The sequence below is a fragment of the Streptomyces sp. NPDC048254 genome, assembly GCF_043201895.1.
In the GTDB taxonomy this organism is placed as follows: Bacteria; Actinomycetota; Actinomycetes; order Streptomycetales; family Streptomycetaceae; genus Streptomyces.
In genome coordinates, this window is record NZ_JBICZJ010000024.1 from 52,647 (window position 1) to 72,378 (window position 19,732).

The window sequence follows — 19,732 nt, forward strand, 5'->3', positions numbered from 1 at the left end:
GGGCAGTTGTTCACTTGCGGTTTCCGTGAGCGCTGCGGCGCACCAGTAGTTGTGGCTGTGCACAACTGGCCGGATCCCGCCCTGGAGGCCCTTCATGTCCCTTTCGTCCCCCGACCGCCGCAGCGTGCTGCGCGGCTCCCTCGCCGCGTCGGCGGCCCTGACCCTGCCCACGGCGCTCGGTGCGGCCCCGGCGTTCGCGCTCTCCGGGCGGCCCCGGGCCGGCTGGGGTGTGCAGGCGGGCGACGTGACCGCCGACTCCGGCCTGGTGTGGGTCCGTTCGGACCGGCCGGCCCGGATGATCGTGGAGACCTCGGCCACCGAGTCGTTCCGCAACCCGCGCAGGTGGCGGGGACCGCTGCTCGGCGCGGACAGCGATTTCACCGGCACCACGCGGCTGCACGGGCTGCCGTCCGGCGAGCAGATCCACTACCGCGTGCTGCTCGCCGACCCCGACGACCCGCGCCGCACCGGCGAGCCGATCACCGGCACCTTCCGCACCGCGTCCGCGCGCCGCCGCCAGGGCGTGAAGTTCCTGTGGTCCGGCGACCTGGCCGGGCAGGGCTGGGGCATCAACGAGTCCATCGGCGGCTACCGCATCTTCGACGCGATGGCGAAGCTGGACCCGGACTTCTTCCTGTGCAGCGGTGACAACATCTACGCCGACGGTGTGATCACGGCGACGCAGGCGCTGCCCGACGGCAGCCTGTACCGCAATGTCACCTCCGAGGCGAAGTCGCACGTCGCGGTCACCCTGGACGACTTCCGCGGCAACTTCCGCTACAACCTGCTGGACGAGGCGCTGCGCCGGTTCAACGCCCAGGTGCCGAACGTCATCCAGTGGGACGACCACGAGGTCCGCAACAACTGGTACCCGGGCGAGGTCATCGGCACCGGCACCCCCTACCCGGCCGGCACCAGGCTGGACGACATGGCGGTGCGCTCCCGGCGGGCGTTCTCGGAGTACTTCCCGATCTCCACGATCAGCGGCCGCCCGGACGGCCGGATCTACCGCGTCCACCACCACGGCCCGCTCCTCGACGTGTTCGTGCTGGACATGCGGACCTACCGCAACGCGAACTCGCCCGACGACCAGACGACCGACCCGCAGGGCATCCTCGGCGCCGAGCAGCTGGAGTGGCTCAAGCGCGAGCTGTCCCGGTCGCGTGCGGTGTGGAAGGTGATCGCTGCGGACATGCCGATCGGCCTGGTCGTGCCCGACCCGGTCGAGGGCAAGGCGCACTTCGAGGCCGTCGCCCAGGGCGACCCGGGCGCGCCGCTCGGCCGCGAGCTGCAGATCGCGGAGCTGCTGCGGTACATCAAGCACCGGAAGATCACCGGCACGGTGTGGCTGACGGCGGACGTCCACCACACCTCGGCCCAGCACTACGACCCGTCGCGGGCCGCGTTCAACGACTTCGCGCCGTTCTGGGAGTTCGTCTCGGGACCGCTCAACGCCGGTGCCTTCCCGGCCAGCGCGCTGGACGGCACCTTCGGGCCCGACCGGGTGTTCGTCAAGGCGCCGACCGCCTCGAACGTGTCTCCCGCCGAGGGCTACCAGTTCTTCGGCGAGGTCGACATCGACGGCCACAGCGGTGAGCTGACGGTCCGGCTGCGCGAGTACGACGGCACCGTGCTGTTCACCCGGACCCTGCAGCCGGGCCGGGTCGGCCAGTAACTCCCGTACGCTTTTCGCAGGGCCGCGCACCGGCGTCATCCCCCGGTGCGGGGCCCTGCCGCACTCCCCGGCACGCGTCCCGCCACATCCTCGACACGGGCCGAGCCGCATTCCCCTGCGCGGGTCCCGCCGCATCCCCGAACTTGCCCGCCCACAGGGCGTTTTCGCAGGTCAGAGCCGATTGTCAGTGGTCGCCTCTACGGTTTTTCCATGACGCGATCTTCACAGGCCGTGGCCTATCGCCAACCCTCCGTGCTGCGCTCCGCCGCCGACGGACGCCATCTCGGACTGGAGACCTCCCGGGGTGCCACGCCCACCGGGGTCGAGGACCATCCGCGGTTCTTCGCGGGCTTCCTGACCTCGCCTCAGGTGGCCGCCGCCGGACTGCTCGCGGTGGCCGACGTGGCGGCCGCGCGGTACTACCAGCCGCAGCTGCGCGCCTCGCTGGACCCGGTGGTGACGGGCAACGGCGACCGGCTGCGCTTCGAGTCCTTCTCCGGCTGCGGCGGGGTGTACGCCCGGCTGGACGTGCTCGGCCCGGGTCTGGACGGCGCCGAGGTGGGCCGCGGCACCACGAACGTCGACGTCAACAACCCGCTGCGGGAGGCCCTTTCCCGGCTGGGCACCGACGATCCGCTGCATCTGCGCGTCGGCCCCGAGGAGCTGGCGGTGACCACGCTCGACGGCCCCGTGGTGGAGAAGAAGGTCCCGCTGCCGGACCGCTGGCTGCGCGGCTTCGCGGAGGCGCAGGTCATAGCGGCCGGGTTCGACCTGCGGGCCGAGCTGCCGGCCGAGGAGGCGGTGCGGTTCCTGCGCTCGCTTCCCCGCGCCGGCACGGCCCGCCGGGGCCCGGCCGGGCCCCGCTGGGTGGTGCGGGCGGGCCGGGGGCTGCGGCCGACGACCCGCCCGGTGCCGGGCGCGGTGTGCCTGCCGGGACCGGAGCGGCTGGCCGCGCTCCAGCGGGTGCTGCGCCATGCGACGGCGTTGCGGGTCTACGGCCCGCAGGGCGCCCTCACGGTCTCCGGTTCGGCCGCCGCCTGGGAGGTCGTGCTGCCGGGCATGCGGCTGACGCTGACCCTGTCGCCCGACGCGGCCCGCGGGTTCTCCGGCGAGGGCGGGGTGCTGGACGCGCTCGCCACCGACGCGGCCGCCGAGGACGCGGAGCTGATCGCGGTGCTGCTGGCCTGGGAGCCCCGGGTCGACGTGGCCGACCTGGCCGCCTCCGCCGGGCTCACCCCGGAGCAGGTCCGCGCGGCCCTGATCCGACTCGGCACCTCGGGACGGGTCGGCTACGACACGGCGGAGGCCGCCTACTTCCACCGGGAGCTGCCGTACGACGCGGGCCGCGTCGAGCGGCACAACCCCCGGCTGCGCTCGGCCCGGGCGCTGGTGGCCGCGGGCGCGGTGACCGTCGAGGACGCTGTCGGCACGGTGACGGCCGAGGACGGTCATGTGCACCGGGTGCGGGATGCGGCGGGGGTGCTGAGCTGCAGTTGTCTGTGGTGGGCGAAGTACCGGGGCGGGCGCGGGCCGTGCAAGCACGCGCTGGCGGTGCGGATGGTGCGGCGCGGTGCAGCGGTGGAGCAGGACATGGCGGAGATCGACGGGGGTACGCGATGAGTGCGGTGCTGGAAGCGGTGCGGATGGGGCGCGCGGGCGAGACGGAGCTCCTGCTGAGGAAGACGCCGGATGCCGAACGGCGGGCGCTGCTGCCGGAGTTGAAGAGGCTGCGCAAGGAGGTGCGGGCCCTGCCGTGGGAGCAGCGGAACCGGCTCGACCGCATGTATCCGGCGCTTCAGGTGGCCGGGGCGATGTGTCACTCGGGGGCCGCGGCGGCCGCGACCTGGATCGCCGGAGCCGACATGCGCTGGCGGCAGGCGCCGACGGAGACGCTGCTGCGGGCGCTGGCCGGCCGGGACACCGGCTGGCAGGCCGATGTGGCGCGCCGCCTCGCCGCCCGGCCGGTCTCCGCGGACGTGCCCTTCCCGCTGATGGCCGGGCTGGTGCGCCGCTCGGGATGCGAGGTGCCGGTGACGGACGCCTATGTGGTCGGCTGGGTCCGGCACATCGGCCATGGCTGGGGGCGCGTCCCCCTGATCGACCGGCTGCGGGCCGAGCCGGACCTCGCGCCGCTGGTGAACGGCCTGTTCGAGCTCTCCGATCCGGGCGAGGTCCGCTGGCTGTTCGGTGACGGTCCCGGTTCCTGGCAGAGCGCGATCGCGGAGCTCACCCGCAGGGGTGAACTGGACCGCGGGGCCGTGGCCGACGCCTGTGTCGCCCGTCTGCTGCGCGGCGGCGGCCCGACCGACCACCGGATCTTCCTGCCGGTGCTGGTCCAGCTCGCCCTCACCCGGGAGGAGGAGCGCGAGCGCGTCACCGACTGGACGGCTCTGGCCCGGGACGCCGTCTCCCCCGTCGCCGCCCACGCCCAGGCGGTCCTCGCCGCCCTGGCGCTCGACGGCGGGCTCACCGCGCGGCAGCTGGCCGAGGCCTCCGAAGGGCTGCTGTTCCGCACCGAGAAGAAGCTGGTGCGCGCCCAGCTGGTGCTGCTGGGCAAGGCGCTCGCCCGTGAGCCGGCCTCGGCGGCACAACTGCTGCCGACCGTGGCCCAGGCGTTCGGGCACGAGGACACCCAGGTGCAGGAGCGGGCACTGAAGCTGGTGGAGCGGCACGCGAAGAGGCTCGACGACCCGGCGGCCCGGTCCGACATCGCCGGCGCGGCCGGGCAGTTGAGTCCCGTCCTGCGTACCCGGGCGGCCGATGCCCTGGGGATCGCGGCTGTAGCGGCGCCTGAGGGACCCGAGGGCTACGAGGAGGTGCTGCCGCCGGCGCCGGAACCGTTCCGGCCGGCTCCGGCGCCGGATTCGGCGGTGGAACTCGCCGAGGAGGTCGGAGCCCTGCTGGCGGCCGACGGGGACGTGGCCGCGTTCGAGCGGGCGCTGGACGGGCTGGCCCGGCACGCCCACCGCGACCAGGACGCGCTGCGGGCGGCGCTCGAACCGGTGGCCGCCACCCGCTGGTGGAGCCAGCCCGATGCCCGCCGCTGGTGGCACACCGACGAGTACTTCGGCAACACCCGCTACGGACTCCTCGGCGCCCGGGACGGCCTGGAGCTGCTGCTGGCCACGCTGTTCGGGGTGGTCGGCACGGACACCCTGTTCGCCGCCCAGCAGCGCGGCCCGGCCGATCACGAGTGCGCGCACACCGGGTTCTCCCGGGTGTTCGACGTCCGGCTGCGCGAACTGGCGTACCGGATAAGGACGGATCCGCAGCCGCTGCTGCTGGCCACGCCGTCGTGGAGCACCGGGCTGCTGGAACCGGGCGAGCTGGTCGACCGGCTCGCGGTCTACGGACGGCTGGGCGCCCGGGTCGGTGCCGCCGACTTCGCGCAGGCGCTGCTGCGGGTGCGCCGCGAGGACCGTGCGGCGGCCTTGGCGGCGGCCGAGCGGGCGGCGGCACTCGGGACGCCGGAGGGCGAGCGGCTCGCGCGCCGGCTCTCCGCCGGGGGACCCGCCCTGCCCACGTCCCACCACCGGACCTCGGGGGTGCGGATCCTGGTCGAGTCGGGTGAAGTCCTGGAACTCCAGGCGGACTTCCCGGAGGCGTTCCGGCGGCTGGGCCGGCCGGTCACGGCCGGCGACGAGCAGCGGTACTGCCACCACTGGGGTCAGGAGAACCACCAGCACTGGCTGGCCGTCCTCCCCGAACAGCGCGAGCTGGTCGCCGTGCGGTTGGTGCACGACCTGTCCCAGGCCGCCGTGGACGATCAGCGGGGTATCGCCGCCGCCCTTCCGCTGCTCGCCGAGTCCGGCGGCACCGCCGGTGACAGCACCCGTCTGTGCGTCGCCTACGGGCTGGGCGCCCGGCATCCGGAGGACCGGCTCGCCGCGGTGGACGCGCTGCTGGTGCTCGCCGCGCGCGGGCAGCTCGACGCGGAGCGGCTGGGCGCCGACCTGGGCCAGCTGGTCCGGCGCGGTGCGGTGAAGCCGCTGCGGCTGGCCGAGTCGGCGCGGACGGCCGCGGCCACCGGGGCCAACACGACGATATGGGAGATGCTCCGGCACACCCTTCCCGTGCTGCTCGCCGACCTCGCGACGGCGGGCGCGGGCACACCGGGTCCGGTCCGTGGGCTCGGGGAGCTGCTCTCGGTCGCCGCCGAGTGCGCCGAGCGGTCCGGGGCCCGCGGTGCGCTGCCCCATCTCTCCCAGGCGGCGGCCCGGCGCGGCTCGTCCCGTCTGGTGGTCCAGGCCCGCCGGCTGCGGGACGCGCTGGGCGAGGAGGCGGCCGCGTGACAGAGACCAGAACCGGTCATTTCAGATACCTCGGCAAGAGTAAAAACAGCACAAAAACAACATAAGCACGCTTTACCCGTCGGTCACAGAGCGTTCGTGATCACGCAACACCCTTCCTTCACAGTGGATGCATGAATCGAGACATGTCTGATGTGACGCGCACACGGAACGGACGTCCCGTGCACCACTGGCGACGGGACGTCGTCGAACTGGCCGCCCTGTTCACAGCCGTCGCGGTGGCGGACGCGGTGGCGAACCTGATCGGGCACGGCCCCGACGGTCCGGCGCTGCTGGTGATCTCGGCGCTGGTGCTGGCGGCGACGGCGGGATTCCACGTCTGGTGGGCGAGGCGCCCAGGTCACGCACCTCCGGTGACCGACAGCGATACCGGCGCCCGGCCGACCGTCCCCGAGACGCGGCAGGCCGGGACCGGTACGCAGACCCCTGCGGCCCAAGGCGTGGACAGCACGCTGTGGCGGATGCGGACGACCGTGCGGGACGAGCCCGGCTCGCTGGCGGCGCTGTGCACCGCGCTCGCCGGGCACGCGGTCGACATCCTGAACCTGCAGACGCACCCGCTGGCCGACGGCACGGTGGACGAGTTCCTGCTGCGGGCCCCGGGCCTGCTGACGGCCGGCGAGATCACCCGGGCGGTCGCGCTGGCCGGGGGCACGGACACCTGGATCGAGCGGGCCGACGCACACGACCTGGTGGACGCTCCGACCCGGGTCCTGAGCCTGGCGACCCGAACCGCCCTGGACGCGGCGGAACTTCCGCTGGCCCTCCGGCAGTTGTTGGGGAGGTGCACGATCCGCTCGCTCCCCGCCCATCCGGTCGGCGGGGCCCGGAGCCCCGAGACGGTTCCCGTCGAAGGGGCCCTGGAGGACACCGTGATGCGGCTGCGCGCACCGGAGGGTGGAGTGATCACCGTGGAGCGGCCGTATCTGCCGTTCACGCCGACCGAGTTCGCGCGGGCGCGGGCACTGGTGGAGCTGGACGCCCGGCTCGGGCCGCGCATCCCGCCCAGTCAGGACGTGCTCACCCTGCCCGAGGGCAGGGAGATCACCGTACGCCGGGCCGACACCGGTGACGTGGAGGCCGCGAAGGCGATGCACGAGCGCTGCTCGGCACGGACTCTCGGGCTGCGCTACCACGGTCCGGTCGGGGACGCGGACCGTTATCTGAACCACCTGCTCAGCCCCCGCTTCGGCCGGACGCTGGCCGTGCAGACCGCGTCGGGCCGGATCGTCGGCCTCGGGCATCTGCTGTGGGACGGGGACGAGACGGAGGTCGCGCTGCTCGTCGAGGACGACTGGCAGCGGCGCGGCATCGGCAGCGAACTGCTGGGTCGGCTGGTGGGGATGGCCGTCGAGGCGGGCTGCGAGAGCGTGTACGCGGTGACGCAGGCGTCGAACACCGGGATGGTGGCGGCGATGCGGGGGCTGGGGTTGCCGTTGGATTATCAGATCGAGGAAGGGACGCTGGTCATCACCGCGCGGCTGGCGGCGGTTCCGGCGGAGCCGGGGGATGCCGTGGCTGCCATGGGGTGGCTTTCCGGTGCGGGTGAGGCCGGGAAGGCCGAAGCGCCGTAGGGCTCAAGGGCGTCCCACGACTGCGGGTGCGTGGGGGCTGGTCGCGCCCGCGCGGCGGAGCCGCACATCGATACGGCCCCGCGCCCCTTCCGGGGCGCTCAGATGTCCCCCAGTGCCCGGTCCAGGTCCGCCCACAGATCGTCCACGTCCTCCAGCCCCACCGACAGCCGCAGAAGCCGGTCGCTTACCCCAGCGCTCCTGCGGTCCCCCTCGTCCACGATGCGGTGGCTGATGGAGGCCGGGTGCTGGATGAGGGTGTCGACGCTGCCGAGGCTGACGGCCGGGGTGATCAGCCGTACCCGGGAGACGACCTCGTGGGGATCGCCGTACACCTCGCAGGCGATCATCGCGCCGCCCAGGCGCGGGTAGTGGGTACGGGCGACGCGCGGGTCTGCGGTGAGGCGGCGGGCGAGTTCGGCGGCGGTGGCGGAGGCGGCCCGGACCCGTACCGGAAGGGTGGACAGGCCGCGCAGCAGCAGATAGCCGGCCAGCGGGTGCAGTACACCCCCGGTCGCGAAACGTATCTTCCTGAGCTGCCCGGCGAGTTCCTCGTCGCAGGCGACCACCCCGGCCAGCACGTCGCCGTGGCCGCCGAGGTACTTGGTGGCGCTGTGCAGCACCAGTCGGGCGCCGTGTTCGGCGGGGCGCTGGAGGACGGGGGTGGCGAAGGTGTTGTCGGCGAGCAGCGGGACCGTGCCGCAGGCGTGGGCGACGGCCCGCAGGTCGAGTTCGGCGAGGGTCGGGTTGGCCGGGGACTCGACCAGCACCAGGCCGGTCTCCGGGCGCAGCGCGTCGGTGATGCCGGCCGGGTCGGTCCAGGTGACCTCGGTGCCGAGAAGACCGGCGGTGAGGAGGTGGTCGCTGCACCCGTACAGGGGCCGTAGGGCGACGACATGGCGCAGGCCGGCCGCCGCGCGGGCGAGCAGCACGGCGCTCAGCGCGGCCATGCCGCTGGCGAAGGCGACGGCCGACTCGGTGCCCTCCAGTCGGGCCAGGGCGGTCTCGAAGCGGGCGACCGTCGGATTGCCGAGGCGCCCGTAGACCGGCGGGCCCGCCGGGTCCGCGCCGTCGGTGGCGAACGCGTCGATGCGGGCGGCCTCGGCGCGGCTGTCGTAGGACGGGTAGGTGGTGGACAGATCGATCGGCGGGGCGTGCAGGCCCTGGCGGGCGAGGTCGTCGCGGCCGGCGTGGACGGCCTCGGTGGCCAGGGCGCGCACGGCGCCGGACCGCCGCGTCACCGTGTCGCGGAGCTGCGCCGAGTCGTCGTAGGTGCTCACTGAGTCGTCGTAGGTGCTCGTCGAGTCCATGGCCGAAGGGTGAACATCGAGCGGGGTACGGGGAGCGAACACCGTGTTACGTTCGCCGTATGGCCGAATCTGTCGTACTGGATCCGGTCGATCTGCATCTGCTGCGGCTGCTGCAGAACGACGCCCGGACCACCTACCGCGACCTCGCCGCCCGGGTGGGCGTGGCGCCCTCCACCTGTCTGGACCGGGTGACCCGGCTGCGGCGCTCCGGAGTGATCCTCGGGCATCGGCTGGAGCTCGATCCGGCCAAGCTCGGGCGCGGTCTCGAGGCGTTGCTGTCGGTGCAGGTGCGGCCGCACCGACGGGAGTTGGTGGGGCCGTTCGTGGAGCGGATCAGGGCGCTGCCGGAGTCGCGGACGGTGTTCCATCTGACCGGTCCCGACGACTACCTCGTGCATGTGGCCGTGGCCGACATGGCGGACCTCCAGCGGCTGGTCCTCGACGAGTTCACGTCCCAGCGCGAAGTGGCCCGGGTGGAGACCCGCCTGATCTTCCAGCAGTGGGAGTGCGGACCGCTGCTCCCGCCTACGCCGACAGCTCAATCCCAGTGACGTGCGGCGGCCCGTCGTACGAGGATGGACCGCATGTCACAGACCAACAGCCCGCTGCCCCGTCAGGTCGCCGACACCTTCGTCGACGAGCTCATCGCCCTCGATCCGATCACCGGTACGTTCCTCGGCGTCAAAGAGAGTTCGAGCCGGCTGCCCGACACCTCGCCGGCCGGCGACGAGGCGCTCGCCCGGCTCCAGCGTGACACCCTCGCCCGGCTCGACGAGGCCGAGCGGCAGCCCGGCGCGGACAGTGACATCGAGCGTCGCTGCGCACGTCTGCTGCGCGAGCGGCTCACCGCCTCCCTCGCCGTGCACGAGGCGGACGAGAGCCTGCGTTCCGTCAGCAACCTGAGCTCGGTCGCGCACGCGGTACGCCAGGTGTTCACCGTGACGCCCACGGCCACCGAGGAGGACTGGGCGGCGGTCGCCGAGCGGCTGCGCGCGGTGCCGGCCGCGCTGGAGGGCTACCGGCAGTCCCTGGAACTCGGTCTGGAACGGAAGCTGCACGCGGGGCCGCGTGCCACCGCGACCTTCGTCGGACAGCTCGGCGAATGGACCGACACGGGCGACGGCCGGGGCTGGTTCGAGCAGTTCGCCGCGTCCGGGCCCGAGGCGCTGCGCACCGAGCTGGACGAGGCCGCCCGCGCCGCCACCCAGGGCGTCGCGACGCTGCGCGAGTGGATGCGGGACGTGTACGCGCCGGCGATCGAGGGCGCCCCCGACGTGGTGGGCCGCGAGCGGTACGCCCGCTGGGTCCGCTACTTCAACGGCACCGACCTCGACCTGGACGAGGCGTACGCGTACGGCTGGTCCGAATACCACCGGCTGCTCGGCGAGATGCGGACCGAGGCCGAGAAGATCCTGCCCGGCGCGGCCACGCCGTGGGTGGCGCTGGCGCACCTGGACGAGCACGGCACCCACATCGAGGGCGTCGACGAGGTCCAGCGCTGGCTGCAGTCCGTGATGGACGAGGCCATCGAGAAGCTGGACGGCACCCACTTCGACCTGGCCGAGCGGGTCCGCCGTGTCGAGTCCCGGATCGCTCCTCCCGGCAGCGCGGCGGCGCCCTACTACACGCCGCCGTCGGACGACTTCTCGCGCCCGGGCTGCACCTGGCTGCCGACCATGGGCCAGACCCGGTTCCCGGTCTACGACCTGGTCTCGACCTGGTACCACGAGGGCGTGCCCGGCCACCATCTCCAGCTGGCGCAGTGGAAGCACATCGCCGAGAACCTCTCCCGCTACCAGGCGAGTGTGGGCATGGTCAGCGCCAACGCCGAGGGCTGGGCGCTGTACGCGGAGCGGCTGATGGACGAGCTGGGCTTCCTCACCGACCCGGAGCGCCGGCTCGGTTACCTGGACGCGCAGATGATGCGCGCGGCGCGGGTCATCATCGACATCGGCATGCACCTGGAGCTGACGATCCCGGACGACTCCCCCTTCCACCCCGGGGAGCGGTGGACGCCGGAGCTGGCGCAGGAGTTCTTCGGCGCGCACAGCAGCCGGCCGGCGGACTTCGTGGAGAGCGAGCTGACCCGCTACCTGTCCATGCCGGGGCAGGCCATCGGCTACAAGCTGGGCGAGCGGGCCTGGCTGCTGGGCCGGGAGCAGGCGCGGGAGCGGCGCGGCGACGGCTTCGACCTCAAGACCTGGCACATGGCGGCCCTGTCCCAGGGTTCGCTGGGCCTGGACGACCTGGTGGACGAGCTGTCCCAGCTCTGACGGTACGCCGGCGGCGGCAGCCGCCCGCGGAGCCGACGACCTGCCCGGTGACCCGGTGCGCCTCCTGCGATGAGTCGCCCGGGTCGTCGGGCAGACCCGTGTCCGGCCGGGAACCGCGCGGCCACGACCGTCTGGGCCTCGCCGCGCTCACACCGGGGAGCGGCGCCCAAGACGTCGGCCCAGGTGGCGCCGTCTGCCGTTCGGGGGTGCTCCGGTGGCGGCGGCCGGGCGCAGGCGGCTTGCTGGTGCGGGGGCCATCGGACAGGAAGCGAGCCGCGCATGCAGACCTCCACGCCACCTCGGCAGTCGCTGGAGGCCCCCCGTGCCGCAGGTGTGGCCGGCATCGTCTTCGCACTGCTGCTGGCCGCCGCGATCGTGCTGATCCGGCTGGGCATCCCGCAGGGCGCCGACGCGGTCAACCCCCAAGGAGCGGACCCCGCCCGGCGCAGCGCCGTCCACGCCGCCCTCACGCTGGTGCCGTTCGCCGGCATCTTCTTCCTGTGGTTCATCGGCGCGGTGCGCACCCATGTCGGTGACAGCGAGGACCGGTTCATCGCCACCGTGTTCCTCGGCAGCGGGCTGGTCTTCACGGCGACGATGTTCGGCGCCGCCGCGGCGGCCGCGGCCCTGCTGGACACCGCGCATCCGGCGGGTACCTCGCCCTCCCGGCCCACCTGGGACTTCGGTCAGCACTTCGCCTACACGCTGATGACCGGGTACGCGATGCGGATGGCGGCCGTCTTCGTCTGTTCCACCTCGGTGATCGGGCACCGACTGGGCATCCTGCCGCGCTGGCTCACGGTGCTGGGCTTCCTCAGCACCGTGGTCCTGCTGTTCGTGTCGTCGGTCGTGCCCTGGGCCGAGCTGGTGTTCCCGGCCTGGTCGCTGCTGCTCAGCTCGTACATCGTGGTGGCGGGTTTCCGCCGCTCCGCCGCGGCCCCGGCGTCCTGAGCACTCACCCGATCGGAAGTCCCCGGCGCGCGGCGGCACGCACGAGCGCCCATGCTGGCGTGCGGGGAGTTCCCCGCCGTCCGGGACCGGACGGACGGGCTGGCGGTACGCACGACACCTGCCCACCGGAAGGGCGAAGCCATGATGCGCCTTGTCGTCGATCTCAACAGATGTCAGGGATACGCGCAGTGCGCGTTCCTCGCTCCGGACGTCTTCACCATGCACGGCGAGGAGTCGCTCGTCTACAACCCGCACGCCGAGGCGGAGCAGCGGGAGCGGCTGGCCCGCGCCGTGGCCGCCTGCCCCGTTCAGGCGATCACGGCCGACGGTCTGGACGAGGCCGTGGGAAGGACTTCCGATGCCGCCCGCTGACTATCTCGACTGGCTCCGGCGCGAGGGCCGGATCGTGATCGTGGGTGCCTCGCTGGCCGGGCTGCGGGCCGCCGAGACGCTGCGCGCCGAGGGCTTCGCCGGCGAACTCACCATGGTCGGCGACGAGCCGTACGAGCCGTACGACCGGCCGCCGCTGTCGAAGGGGGTGCTGCTCGGCAAGGCGTCCCCACAGCACACCGAGCTGCCCCATCGCCGGGAGATCGACGCGAAGTGGCGGCTGGGGGTGGCGGCGACCGGTCTCGACATCGAGGCCAGGCGGGTACGGCTGGCCGACGGCGACGAGGTCGAGTACGACCGTCTGCTGATCGCGACCGGAGTGAGCGCCCGGCCCTGGCCCAAGGAGGACGAGGCCCGGCTGGACGGCGTGTTCACCCTGCGCACCCGGGACGACGCGGCCGCGCTGCTGCGGCGGCTGAAGGCCGGCCCGCGCCGGGTGTTCGTGATCGGCGCCGGGTTCACCGGTTCGGAGATCGCCTCGGCCTGCCGGGAGCACGGCATCGAGGTCACCGTGGCGGAACGCGCGGGCGCGCCGCTGGTGGGCGCCCTGGGCGGGGTGATCGGCGCGGTCGCGGCCGACATGCACCGCGAGAACGGGGTGGACCTGCGCACCGGGGTCATGGTCACCGCGCTGGAGGGCGACCCGGCCGGCCGGGTGCGCGCCGTCCATCTGTCCGACGAGAACATCGTCGAGGCGGACATCGTGATCGTGTCGCTCGGCGCGATGCGCAACACCGGCTGGCTCACCGGATCCGGTCTCGGCGCGGGCCCCCAGGGCATCGCCTGTGACGCGGGCTGCCGTGCCTTCGACTTCCGGGGCATCGTCACCGACGACATCTTCGTCGCCGGCGATGTCGCCCGGTCCCCGCACGCGCTGTTCGGCTACCAGTTCCTCTCCCTGGAGCACTGGGGCAACGCGGTCGCGCAGGCCGAGATCGCCGCGCACAACATGATCAGCCCGAGCGCCGAGCGCAGGCCGCACCTGTGGGTGCCGGCGTTCTGGTCGTCCCAGTTCGGGGTGAACATCAAGTCGGTCGGGGTGCCGCCGATGGGCGAGCAGATCATGATCACGCAGGGCTCGCTGGCCGAACGCCGGTTCGTCGGGGTGTATGGCTACAAGGGCCGGACGATCGCCGCGGTGAGCTTCGACAACACGCGGTGGCTGGAGTTCTACCAGCGGCAGATCGAGAAGGGCGCGCCGTTCCCGGTGGAGTTCCCGACGGTGGACCGCCGCCCCGAGGGCCGGGTGCCGGTCGACGCCGACTTCCCGGACCCCGCCCTGCCGACGCACGGCCCCATGGTGACCCTCAGCGGCTACTCGCCGACCGACCAGCAGCTGGTCTTCCACCCCGCCCGCCACTGACCGCGCCCCGGCCCCGACGCTCCAAGGACCTGTCATGACGACGCACACCTCGATGTTGCGCCAGATCACCGACTTCGCGAACCGCGCCGACCCGTACCCGGTGTACGAGGAACTCCGCAAGACGCCGGTGCTGCATGAGGAGGACGACGGCCCCTACATCATCAGCTCCTACCACGACATCGAGGCCCTGCTGCACGATCCGCGGATCAGCTCCGACGAGTCCAACGTGACCGTCGGCGGGCAGGACGACCTGTCCGGTCCGGAGGCGACGGGACTGCCGCCGAGCTTCATCCGGCTCGACCCGCCGGAGCACGACCGGCTGCGCAGGATCGCCAACAGCTCCTTCGGGCCACCGCACCGGCCGCGCCGGATCGAGAACATGCGGGGCCAGCTGGAGGAGATCATCACCGGTCTCATCGACGGCCTCGGGGACGCACGGGAGATCGACCTCGTCGACCAGGTCGCGTACCCCTTCCCGGTCACCGCGATCTGCCGGCTGCTGGGCGTGCCGCGCGAGGACGAGCCCCGCTTCCGTACCTGGGTCGACCCCATCGTCGCCGGCCTGGACCCCGACAGCCGTACGGCCGCCGAGTCCCAGCACACCGCGCAGGAGGCCCGGCTGCAACTCGGCATGTACCTGAACGGGCTGGTGGAGCAGCGGGCCAAGGAGCCCCGTGACGACATGCTGTCCGACCTGGTGCACAGCAGTGGTCCGGACGGCTCCATGACGACCATGGAGGTACTGAGCACCGCGGTGCTGCTGCTCATCGCCGGCCACGAGACGACCGTCAACCTGATCACCAACGGCATGCTCACGCTGCTGCGGCACCCGGAGGTCCTGGAGCGGCTGCGCAACGACCCGGGGCTGTCGGTACGGATCGTGGAGGAACTGCTGCGTTACGAGCCACCGGTGCAGCTCGTGCCGCAGCGCACCTGTATCGCCGACATCGAGGTGCGCGGGGTGACCATCCCCAAGGGTTCGCGTATCTGGCTCGTCCTGGGCGCCGGCAACCGGGACCCGGAGCGGTTCCAGGACCCCGACCGCTTCGACCCGGATCGCCAGGACATCCAGCACCTCGGCTTCGGCAGCGGCATCCACAGTTGCTTCGGCGCCCCGCTGGCCCGCATCGAAGCCCAGCTCGCGCTCTCCCAGCTGGCCCGCCGGCTCGACAACCCGCGGCTGGTCGAGGACCCGCCGCCCTACCGTCCGAACGCGGTGCTCCGCGGCCCACGCCACCTCAACATCGCCATCGACGGCGTGAAGTGACGGCCGGTCAGGACTCGATCCTGCGCAACTGCACCAGACCCAGCCAGGTTTCCGGGCCGGGTCTGGTGTAGGCGGCGCGCACCTGGTAGGTGCCGGGCTCCAGCGGGACCCGCAGATGGTCCCCGCCCTCGGCCTCGCCGCCCGGCCAGGCGGAGTCGAACAGGACGACGGGGCCCGGGACCTGCCAGCGGATCTCGTTCTCCCACACGGCGCTGTCGAGCGCGGCGGGGACCTGTGCCAGGAGCTCGTCCTCGGAGTTGGCGGCGGACCAGCGTACGAACGTGCCGTGGTCCGGCAGGAAGGACGTCGAGGCGGGCTCGTCGCCGAGGACCAGGGCCGCGCTGTCCCCGACCGGGAGCAGTCCGACATAGCCGTCGACCTCGCAGGCCCGGTCGTAGTCGGTGGCCAGTTCCTCGCTGTCGGCTCCGGCCCAGAACGGCAGGACCGTCTCCGGGACCGCCACGAGCGGGCCGCCGCCCGACTCCACCCACTCCACCGCGCCTGGATCCGCATAACGAGTCATGTGGTGAACCTACACGTACAGCGACGGCACACCTTCGCCCCCGGGAATCAGCAACCGCAGTCGCCCTGGACGGGCGCGGTCAGCGGGTCCGGAGCCCGGCGCGTACGGCCCTGCCAGGTCTCGAACTCGAAGCCCTCACGCACCCAGTACTCGAAACCGCCGAGCATCTCCTTGACCCGGTAGCCGAGTTCGGCCAGCGCGAGGGCGGCACGGGTCGCACCGTTGCAGCCGGGACCCCAGCAGTACGTCACCACGGGCACGTCCCTGTCGAGAAGTCGGTCCGCCTGCCCGGGGATCAGGGCGGTGGGCAGGTGGACGGCGCCGGGGATGTGGCCCTGGTCCCAGGACTCGGTGGAGCGGGAGTCCAGGACGACGAAGCCGGGGTCGCCGTCGGCGGCGAGGGCGGCGGCCACGTCGGAGACGTCGGCGTGGAAGACGAGGCTCGCCCGGAAGTGGGCGGCGGCCTCGGCGGGCGCGGCGGGGGCGACGCGCAGGACGGGGTTCACGGTGGTGGCGGGCATCTGGGGCCTTTCGCTGACCGCCGGTACGGCGGATCTCCTTGACCCGAAATCTACGGCCGGCGACCGGCCGTCCTGAAGGTGTGATCCCCGGCCCTGGCCTTGTCCGGCCGGGGATTTCCTGTTATCCATCCGCCATGACCGTGTTTTCCCCGGACGCCACCGACTGGCGCATCCTCGATGTCCTCCAGCACGAGGGCCGGGCCAGCTTCGCCGAGCTGGCGCGTGCCGTCGCGATGTCCCCGAGCGCGGTGACCGAGCGGGTGCGCCGCCTCGAGGAGGCGGGCGTGATCCAGGGGTACGCGGCCGTGGTCGACCCGGAGCGGCTGGGCCTGCCCATCCTCGCCTTCGTCCGGCTGCGCTACCCCAACGGCAACTACCGGCCGTTCCACGACCTGGTCGCCGTCACCCCCGAGATCCTGGAGGCGCACCACGTCACGGGCGACGACTGCTTCGTCATCAAGGTCACCGCCCGCTCGATGCGCCACCTGGAGGAGATCTCCGGCAGGATCGGCACCCTCGGCTCGGTGACGACGAGCGTCGTCTACTCCTCGCCCCTCCCCCGCCGCGCCATCGGTACCTAGACCCCGCGCCGGTGCAGCGCCGAGCCCGATCTGCCCTTCGCCACCTCCAGTTGGGCGTGGATACGGCGGCGCAGGTCCGGGACATGGCTGACGATGCCCACGCTGCGGTCGCGTTCGCGCAGCGAGTCGAGGACGTCGAGGACCTCGTCCAGGGTCTGTTCGTCGAGGCTGCCGAAGCCCTCGTCGATGAAGAGGGTGTCGAGCCGGACCCCGCCGGCCTCGTCGGTGACGACGTCCGCGAGGCCGAGGGCGAGCGCGAGGGAGGCGAAGAAGGTCTCGCCGCCGGACAGGGTGGCGGTGTCCCGTTCGCGTCCGGTCCAGGCGTCGACGACGTGCAGCCCGAGGCCGCTGCGGCCGCGTCCGGTGCGGTCGTCGGAATGGACGAGGGTGTAGCGGCCGGAGGACATGCGGTGCAGGCGTACGGTCGCGGCGGCGGCGACCTGTTCCAGGCGGGCTGCCAGGACGTACGACTCCAGCCGCATCCGGCGCTCGTTGTCGGCGGAGGTGCCGGCGGTGAGGGCGGCGAGCCGGGCGACCCGCTCGTACTCCTCGCGCAGCGGTCCGAGCCGGCGTACGCCCTCGGTGGCGCGGGCGGACAGCCGGTCGAGTTCGGCGCAGCAGCCGGCGGCCCGGTCCCGGGCGGACGCGGCGTCGCGCAGCCACCGGCCTGCCGTGGCGGCGTCGGCTTCCGCCGCGTCGAGGTCGGCGGGTGACTGCTGGGCGGCCGCCGCGGTGTCGGTCTCCGCCAGTACCGCGCGCACCGCCGCCTCCTCGGACTGCCAGTCGTCCAGGCGCCGTTGGAGTTCCCGGTGGGCGGTGTCGTCGAGGAGGGCCGCGGCCGCGGCCTGCGGGGTGTCGAAGCCGGCCCGGAAGGCGGCGTCGGCGAGCCGTGCGTCGGCGTCCTTCAGATGCCGGGCGGTGTCGTCGGCGGCGCGGGCGGCGTCGGCGGCGTCGGTGAGCAGCGCCGCCTGCCGCTCCAGTTGCGCGGCCCGGGCGGCGACACTGGCCGCACCGCCCCTGGCCTTCGCCAACTCCTCCTCCAGGGAGGCCTGTTCGGCGTCGAGGCCGTCACGTCGGGTCAGCCGGGCGGTGGCCCGGACCTCGGCCTGCTGCCGGCCGGCCAGCCGGCGCTCGCGCTCCTGCTCGGCGAGCCGCAGCTCCTCGTGGGCCGCGTGCAGGTCGGAGGCGCCGCGCCGGGCCCGCGTGTACTCCTGCTCCAACTCGTCCGCCTGGGCGGCGAGTTGGCTGGTGGGCGTGTCGGCCGCCTCGGCGGTGGCGGCGGCCAGCGCCTCGCGGACGGTGCCGAGGCGCCGCTCGTCCCCGGCGCGCTGTTCGTCGGCGCGCTGATAGGCGGCGAGCGCCCGCTCCTCCGCCTCCCGGTCGACGTGCCCCGCGAACTTCCGTGCGGGCGCCGGGTGTTCGGTGGACCCGCAGACCGCGCAGGGTGCGCCGTCGGTGAGATCGGCGGCCAGCTCGGCGGCGATGCCGTTCAGCCGCTGTTCCTTGAGGTCGAGCCAGTGGGCCCGGGCGTCGACGGCCTGGCGCGCGGAGGTCAGGGCCGCACGCTGGGCCTCGTCCGTGTCCCGGCCCAGCTGGTCCCGCAGCCGTGCCGCCGCCAGCCGCCGGCGGGCGGGTTCGCGCTGTACGGCGAGCTGCTCGGCGCGGGTCGCGGCCTCCTGGGCGGAGTCGATACGGGACTGCAGTCCCGCGCGCAGGGCGTCCCAGTCGGCGAGCCAGCCCGCTGCCTCGCGCCGGGCGTCCTCGTCGTCCCGCTCCTGCCGGTCCAGGTGCCCGCGCTCGTCGACGACCTCGGCGAGCCGTCGCTCGGCCCGGCGCGCGGACTCCAGCCCGCCCAGCTCCTCGGCGGCCCGGCGGGCAGCTGTGGCGAGCCCTGCCGCTCCGGCTCCGGCGAAGGTCTCCGGCAGCAGCGCACGCGCGTGCGCCTCGGCGGCGGCCGCCTCGCGGTGCCCGGCCTCGGCGGCCTCCCGCAGCTCCAGCGCCGGCGCCACCGCCGCCGCCCGCCGCCCCCGCTCCATCCGCGCCTGTGCCTCATCGCGGTCCCCGGCCCGCTCCTCCAGCCGTCCGGCCCGCTCTCGCGCCTCGGTGAACCGGCCCTGCAACCGTGCCAGTTCGCGGACGCCGGTCAGCGCCCGATCGGCGGTGAACTGGGCGGACTCGGCCGCGGTGAGGCGGCAGTGGGCGACGGTGAGGCGCTCGCGGGCGGTGCTGCGGGCGACGGCGGCGGCGGTGAGGACGGCCTCGGCGAGACCGGGCTCGCCCGGGGTCAGCTCCGGCAGCTCCATCGCGTCGCCGGCTTCCTGCTGCATGCGGTGTGCGTCGGCCAGCAGCGCGGAGTCACCGTCCCGCACCCGGGCCTCGGTCGTCCTGCGGCGCTCGGCGAGGCGCTTCTCGACGTCGGCGAAGCGCTGGGTGTCGAAGAGGCGGCCGAGCAGCTGGCCGCGGGCGCCGGCGTCGGCGCGCAGGAAGCGGGCGAAGTCGCCCTGGGGCAGCAGGACGACCTGGCAGAACTGCTCGCGGCTCATGCCGAGCAGCTGGCTGATCTCCTCGCCGATCTCCTGGTGGGAGCGGCTGAGGTCCTTCCAGGCGCCGTCTGTCGCGTCGTACTCGCGCAGCCACGTCTGGGCCTTGTCGAGGGTGGTGCCCGAGCCGCGTTTCTTGGGGCGTTCCCAGGGCGGCTGCCGGGTGATCTCCAGCCGTCGTCCGCCGACGGTGAGTTCGAGGCGGACCTCGGTGCGGGTGGCCGGGTCGGCGTGGTCGCTGCGCAGGGACGTTCCCTGGCCGCTCTGGCGGGCGCCGGGGACGGTGCCGTACAGCGCGTAGCAGACGGCGTCCAGGACGGAGGTCTTTCCGGCGCCGGTCGGGCCGTGCAGAAGGAAGAGCCCGGCGGCGGAGAGCGCGTCGAAGTCGACGCTCTGGGTGGAGCCGAAGGGGCCGAAGGCGGTGATGTCGAGCCGGTGGAGCCTCACCGAGCGGCCT

15 protein-coding genes are annotated in these 19,732 nt (G+C 73.5%); 11 read left to right on the forward strand and 4 right to left on the reverse strand.

What is annotated here, in order from left to right; genetic code table 11:
• Positions 1 to 94: 94 nt before the first annotated feature.
• The 4 genes from ACGFZQ_RS44500 to ACGFZQ_RS44515 all read left to right on the forward strand — a co-directional run bounded on the left by ACGFZQ_RS44500 (position 95) and on the right by ACGFZQ_RS44515 (position 7,559).
• The gene (locus ACGFZQ_RS44500) at positions 95 to 1,675 is read left to right on the forward strand and encodes an alkaline phosphatase D family protein (protein WP_393845265.1); all 1,581 of its coding nucleotides are present in this window, start codon (positions 95 to 97) and stop codon (positions 1,673 to 1,675) included.
• A 210-nt stretch (positions 1,676 to 1,885) separates the two neighbouring features.
• Positions 1,886 to 3,295 carry an SWIM zinc finger family protein gene (locus tag ACGFZQ_RS44505; RefSeq protein ID WP_393845266.1) on the forward strand — a complete coding sequence of 470 codons (1,410 nt, stop codon included), beginning with the start codon at positions 1,886 to 1,888 and terminating at the stop codon, positions 3,293 to 3,295.
• Positions 3,292 to 5,967, forward strand: a complete 2,676-nt coding sequence (locus ACGFZQ_RS44510) for a DUF6493 family protein (RefSeq protein ID WP_393845267.1) — start codon at positions 3,292 to 3,294, stop codon at positions 5,965 to 5,967. The genes ACGFZQ_RS44505 and ACGFZQ_RS44510 overlap by 4 nt, the downstream gene beginning before the upstream one ends.
• 179 nt (positions 5,968 to 6,146) lie before the next feature.
• Positions 6,147 to 7,559 (forward strand): GNAT family N-acetyltransferase, encoded by a 1,413-nt coding sequence (locus ACGFZQ_RS44515; protein WP_393845268.1) that lies wholly within the window; start codon positions 6,147 to 6,149, stop codon positions 7,557 to 7,559.
• 98 nt (positions 7,560 to 7,657) lie between these two features.
• Here the strand turns inward: ACGFZQ_RS44515 and ACGFZQ_RS44520 are convergent, their stop codons facing one another.
• Positions 7,658 to 8,866, reverse strand: a complete 1,209-nt coding sequence (locus ACGFZQ_RS44520; RefSeq protein WP_393845269.1) for a trans-sulfuration enzyme family protein — start codon at positions 8,864 to 8,866, stop codon at positions 7,658 to 7,660.
• A 59-nt stretch (positions 8,867 to 8,925) separates the two neighbouring features.
• Here ACGFZQ_RS44520 and ACGFZQ_RS44525 point away from each other — a divergent pair, with 59 nt between their 5' ends.
• The 6 genes from ACGFZQ_RS44525 (at position 8,926) to ACGFZQ_RS44550 (ending at position 15,110) form a co-directional block, all read left to right on the forward strand.
• Positions 8,926 to 9,417, forward strand: coding sequence for an Lrp/AsnC family transcriptional regulator (locus ACGFZQ_RS44525; RefSeq protein ID WP_393845270.1), 492 nt, complete (start codon positions 8,926 to 8,928; stop codon positions 9,415 to 9,417).
• Between the two features lie 33 nt (positions 9,418 to 9,450).
• A complete protein-coding gene (locus tag ACGFZQ_RS44530; protein WP_393845271.1) occupies positions 9,451 to 11,139 on the forward strand; it encodes a DUF885 domain-containing protein in 1,689 nt (562 codons plus the stop codon).
• A gap of 279 nt (positions 11,140 to 11,418) precedes the next feature.
• Positions 11,419 to 12,090: a hypothetical protein gene (locus ACGFZQ_RS44535; protein ID WP_393845272.1), complete on the forward strand. Its 672-nt coding sequence runs from the start codon at positions 11,419 to 11,421 to the stop codon at positions 12,088 to 12,090.
• Positions 12,091 to 12,234: 144 nt separating this feature from the next.
• Positions 12,235 to 12,462: a ferredoxin gene (locus ACGFZQ_RS44540; RefSeq protein WP_351734209.1), complete on the forward strand. Its 228-nt coding sequence runs from the start codon at positions 12,235 to 12,237 to the stop codon at positions 12,460 to 12,462.
• The gene (locus tag ACGFZQ_RS44545) at positions 12,449 to 13,843 is read left to right on the forward strand and encodes an NAD(P)/FAD-dependent oxidoreductase (protein ID WP_393845273.1); all 1,395 of its coding nucleotides are present in this window, start codon (positions 12,449 to 12,451) and stop codon (positions 13,841 to 13,843) included. Before ACGFZQ_RS44540 ends, ACGFZQ_RS44545 begins: the two co-directional genes overlap by 14 nt.
• Before the next feature lie 34 nt (positions 13,844 to 13,877).
• Complete coding sequence (locus ACGFZQ_RS44550; RefSeq protein WP_393845274.1) at positions 13,878 to 15,110, forward strand: cytochrome P450; 1,233 nt, start codon at positions 13,878 to 13,880, stop codon at positions 15,108 to 15,110.
• A 7-nt stretch (positions 15,111 to 15,117) separates the two neighbouring features.
• Here the strand turns inward: ACGFZQ_RS44550 and ACGFZQ_RS44555 are convergent, their stop codons facing one another.
• Together ACGFZQ_RS44555 and ACGFZQ_RS44560 are read right to left on the reverse strand one after the other, a co-directional pair.
• On the reverse strand, positions 15,118 to 15,633 hold the full coding sequence (locus ACGFZQ_RS44555) for an immunity 21 family protein (RefSeq protein ID WP_393845275.1): 516 nt from the start codon (positions 15,631 to 15,633) through the stop codon (positions 15,118 to 15,120).
• A gap of 47 nt (positions 15,634 to 15,680) precedes the next feature.
• A complete protein-coding gene (locus tag ACGFZQ_RS44560; RefSeq protein WP_393845276.1) occupies positions 15,681 to 16,154 on the reverse strand; it encodes a rhodanese-like domain-containing protein in 474 nt (157 codons plus the stop codon).
• A gap of 134 nt (positions 16,155 to 16,288) precedes the next feature.
• Here ACGFZQ_RS44560 and ACGFZQ_RS44565 point away from each other — a divergent pair, with 134 nt between their 5' ends.
• A complete protein-coding gene (locus tag ACGFZQ_RS44565) occupies positions 16,289 to 16,735 on the forward strand; it encodes an Lrp/AsnC family transcriptional regulator (RefSeq protein ID WP_393845277.1) in 447 nt (148 codons plus the stop codon).
• On the opposite strand, the gene ACGFZQ_RS44570 is transcribed toward ACGFZQ_RS44565, so the two are convergent.
• On the reverse strand, positions 16,732 to 19,722 hold the full coding sequence (locus tag ACGFZQ_RS44570; protein ID WP_393845278.1) for an AAA family ATPase: 2,991 nt from the start codon (positions 19,720 to 19,722) through the stop codon (positions 16,732 to 16,734). The two genes, ACGFZQ_RS44565 and ACGFZQ_RS44570, sit on opposite strands and share 4 nt — an antisense overlap.
• Between the last annotated feature and the right edge of the window lie 10 nt (positions 19,723 to 19,732).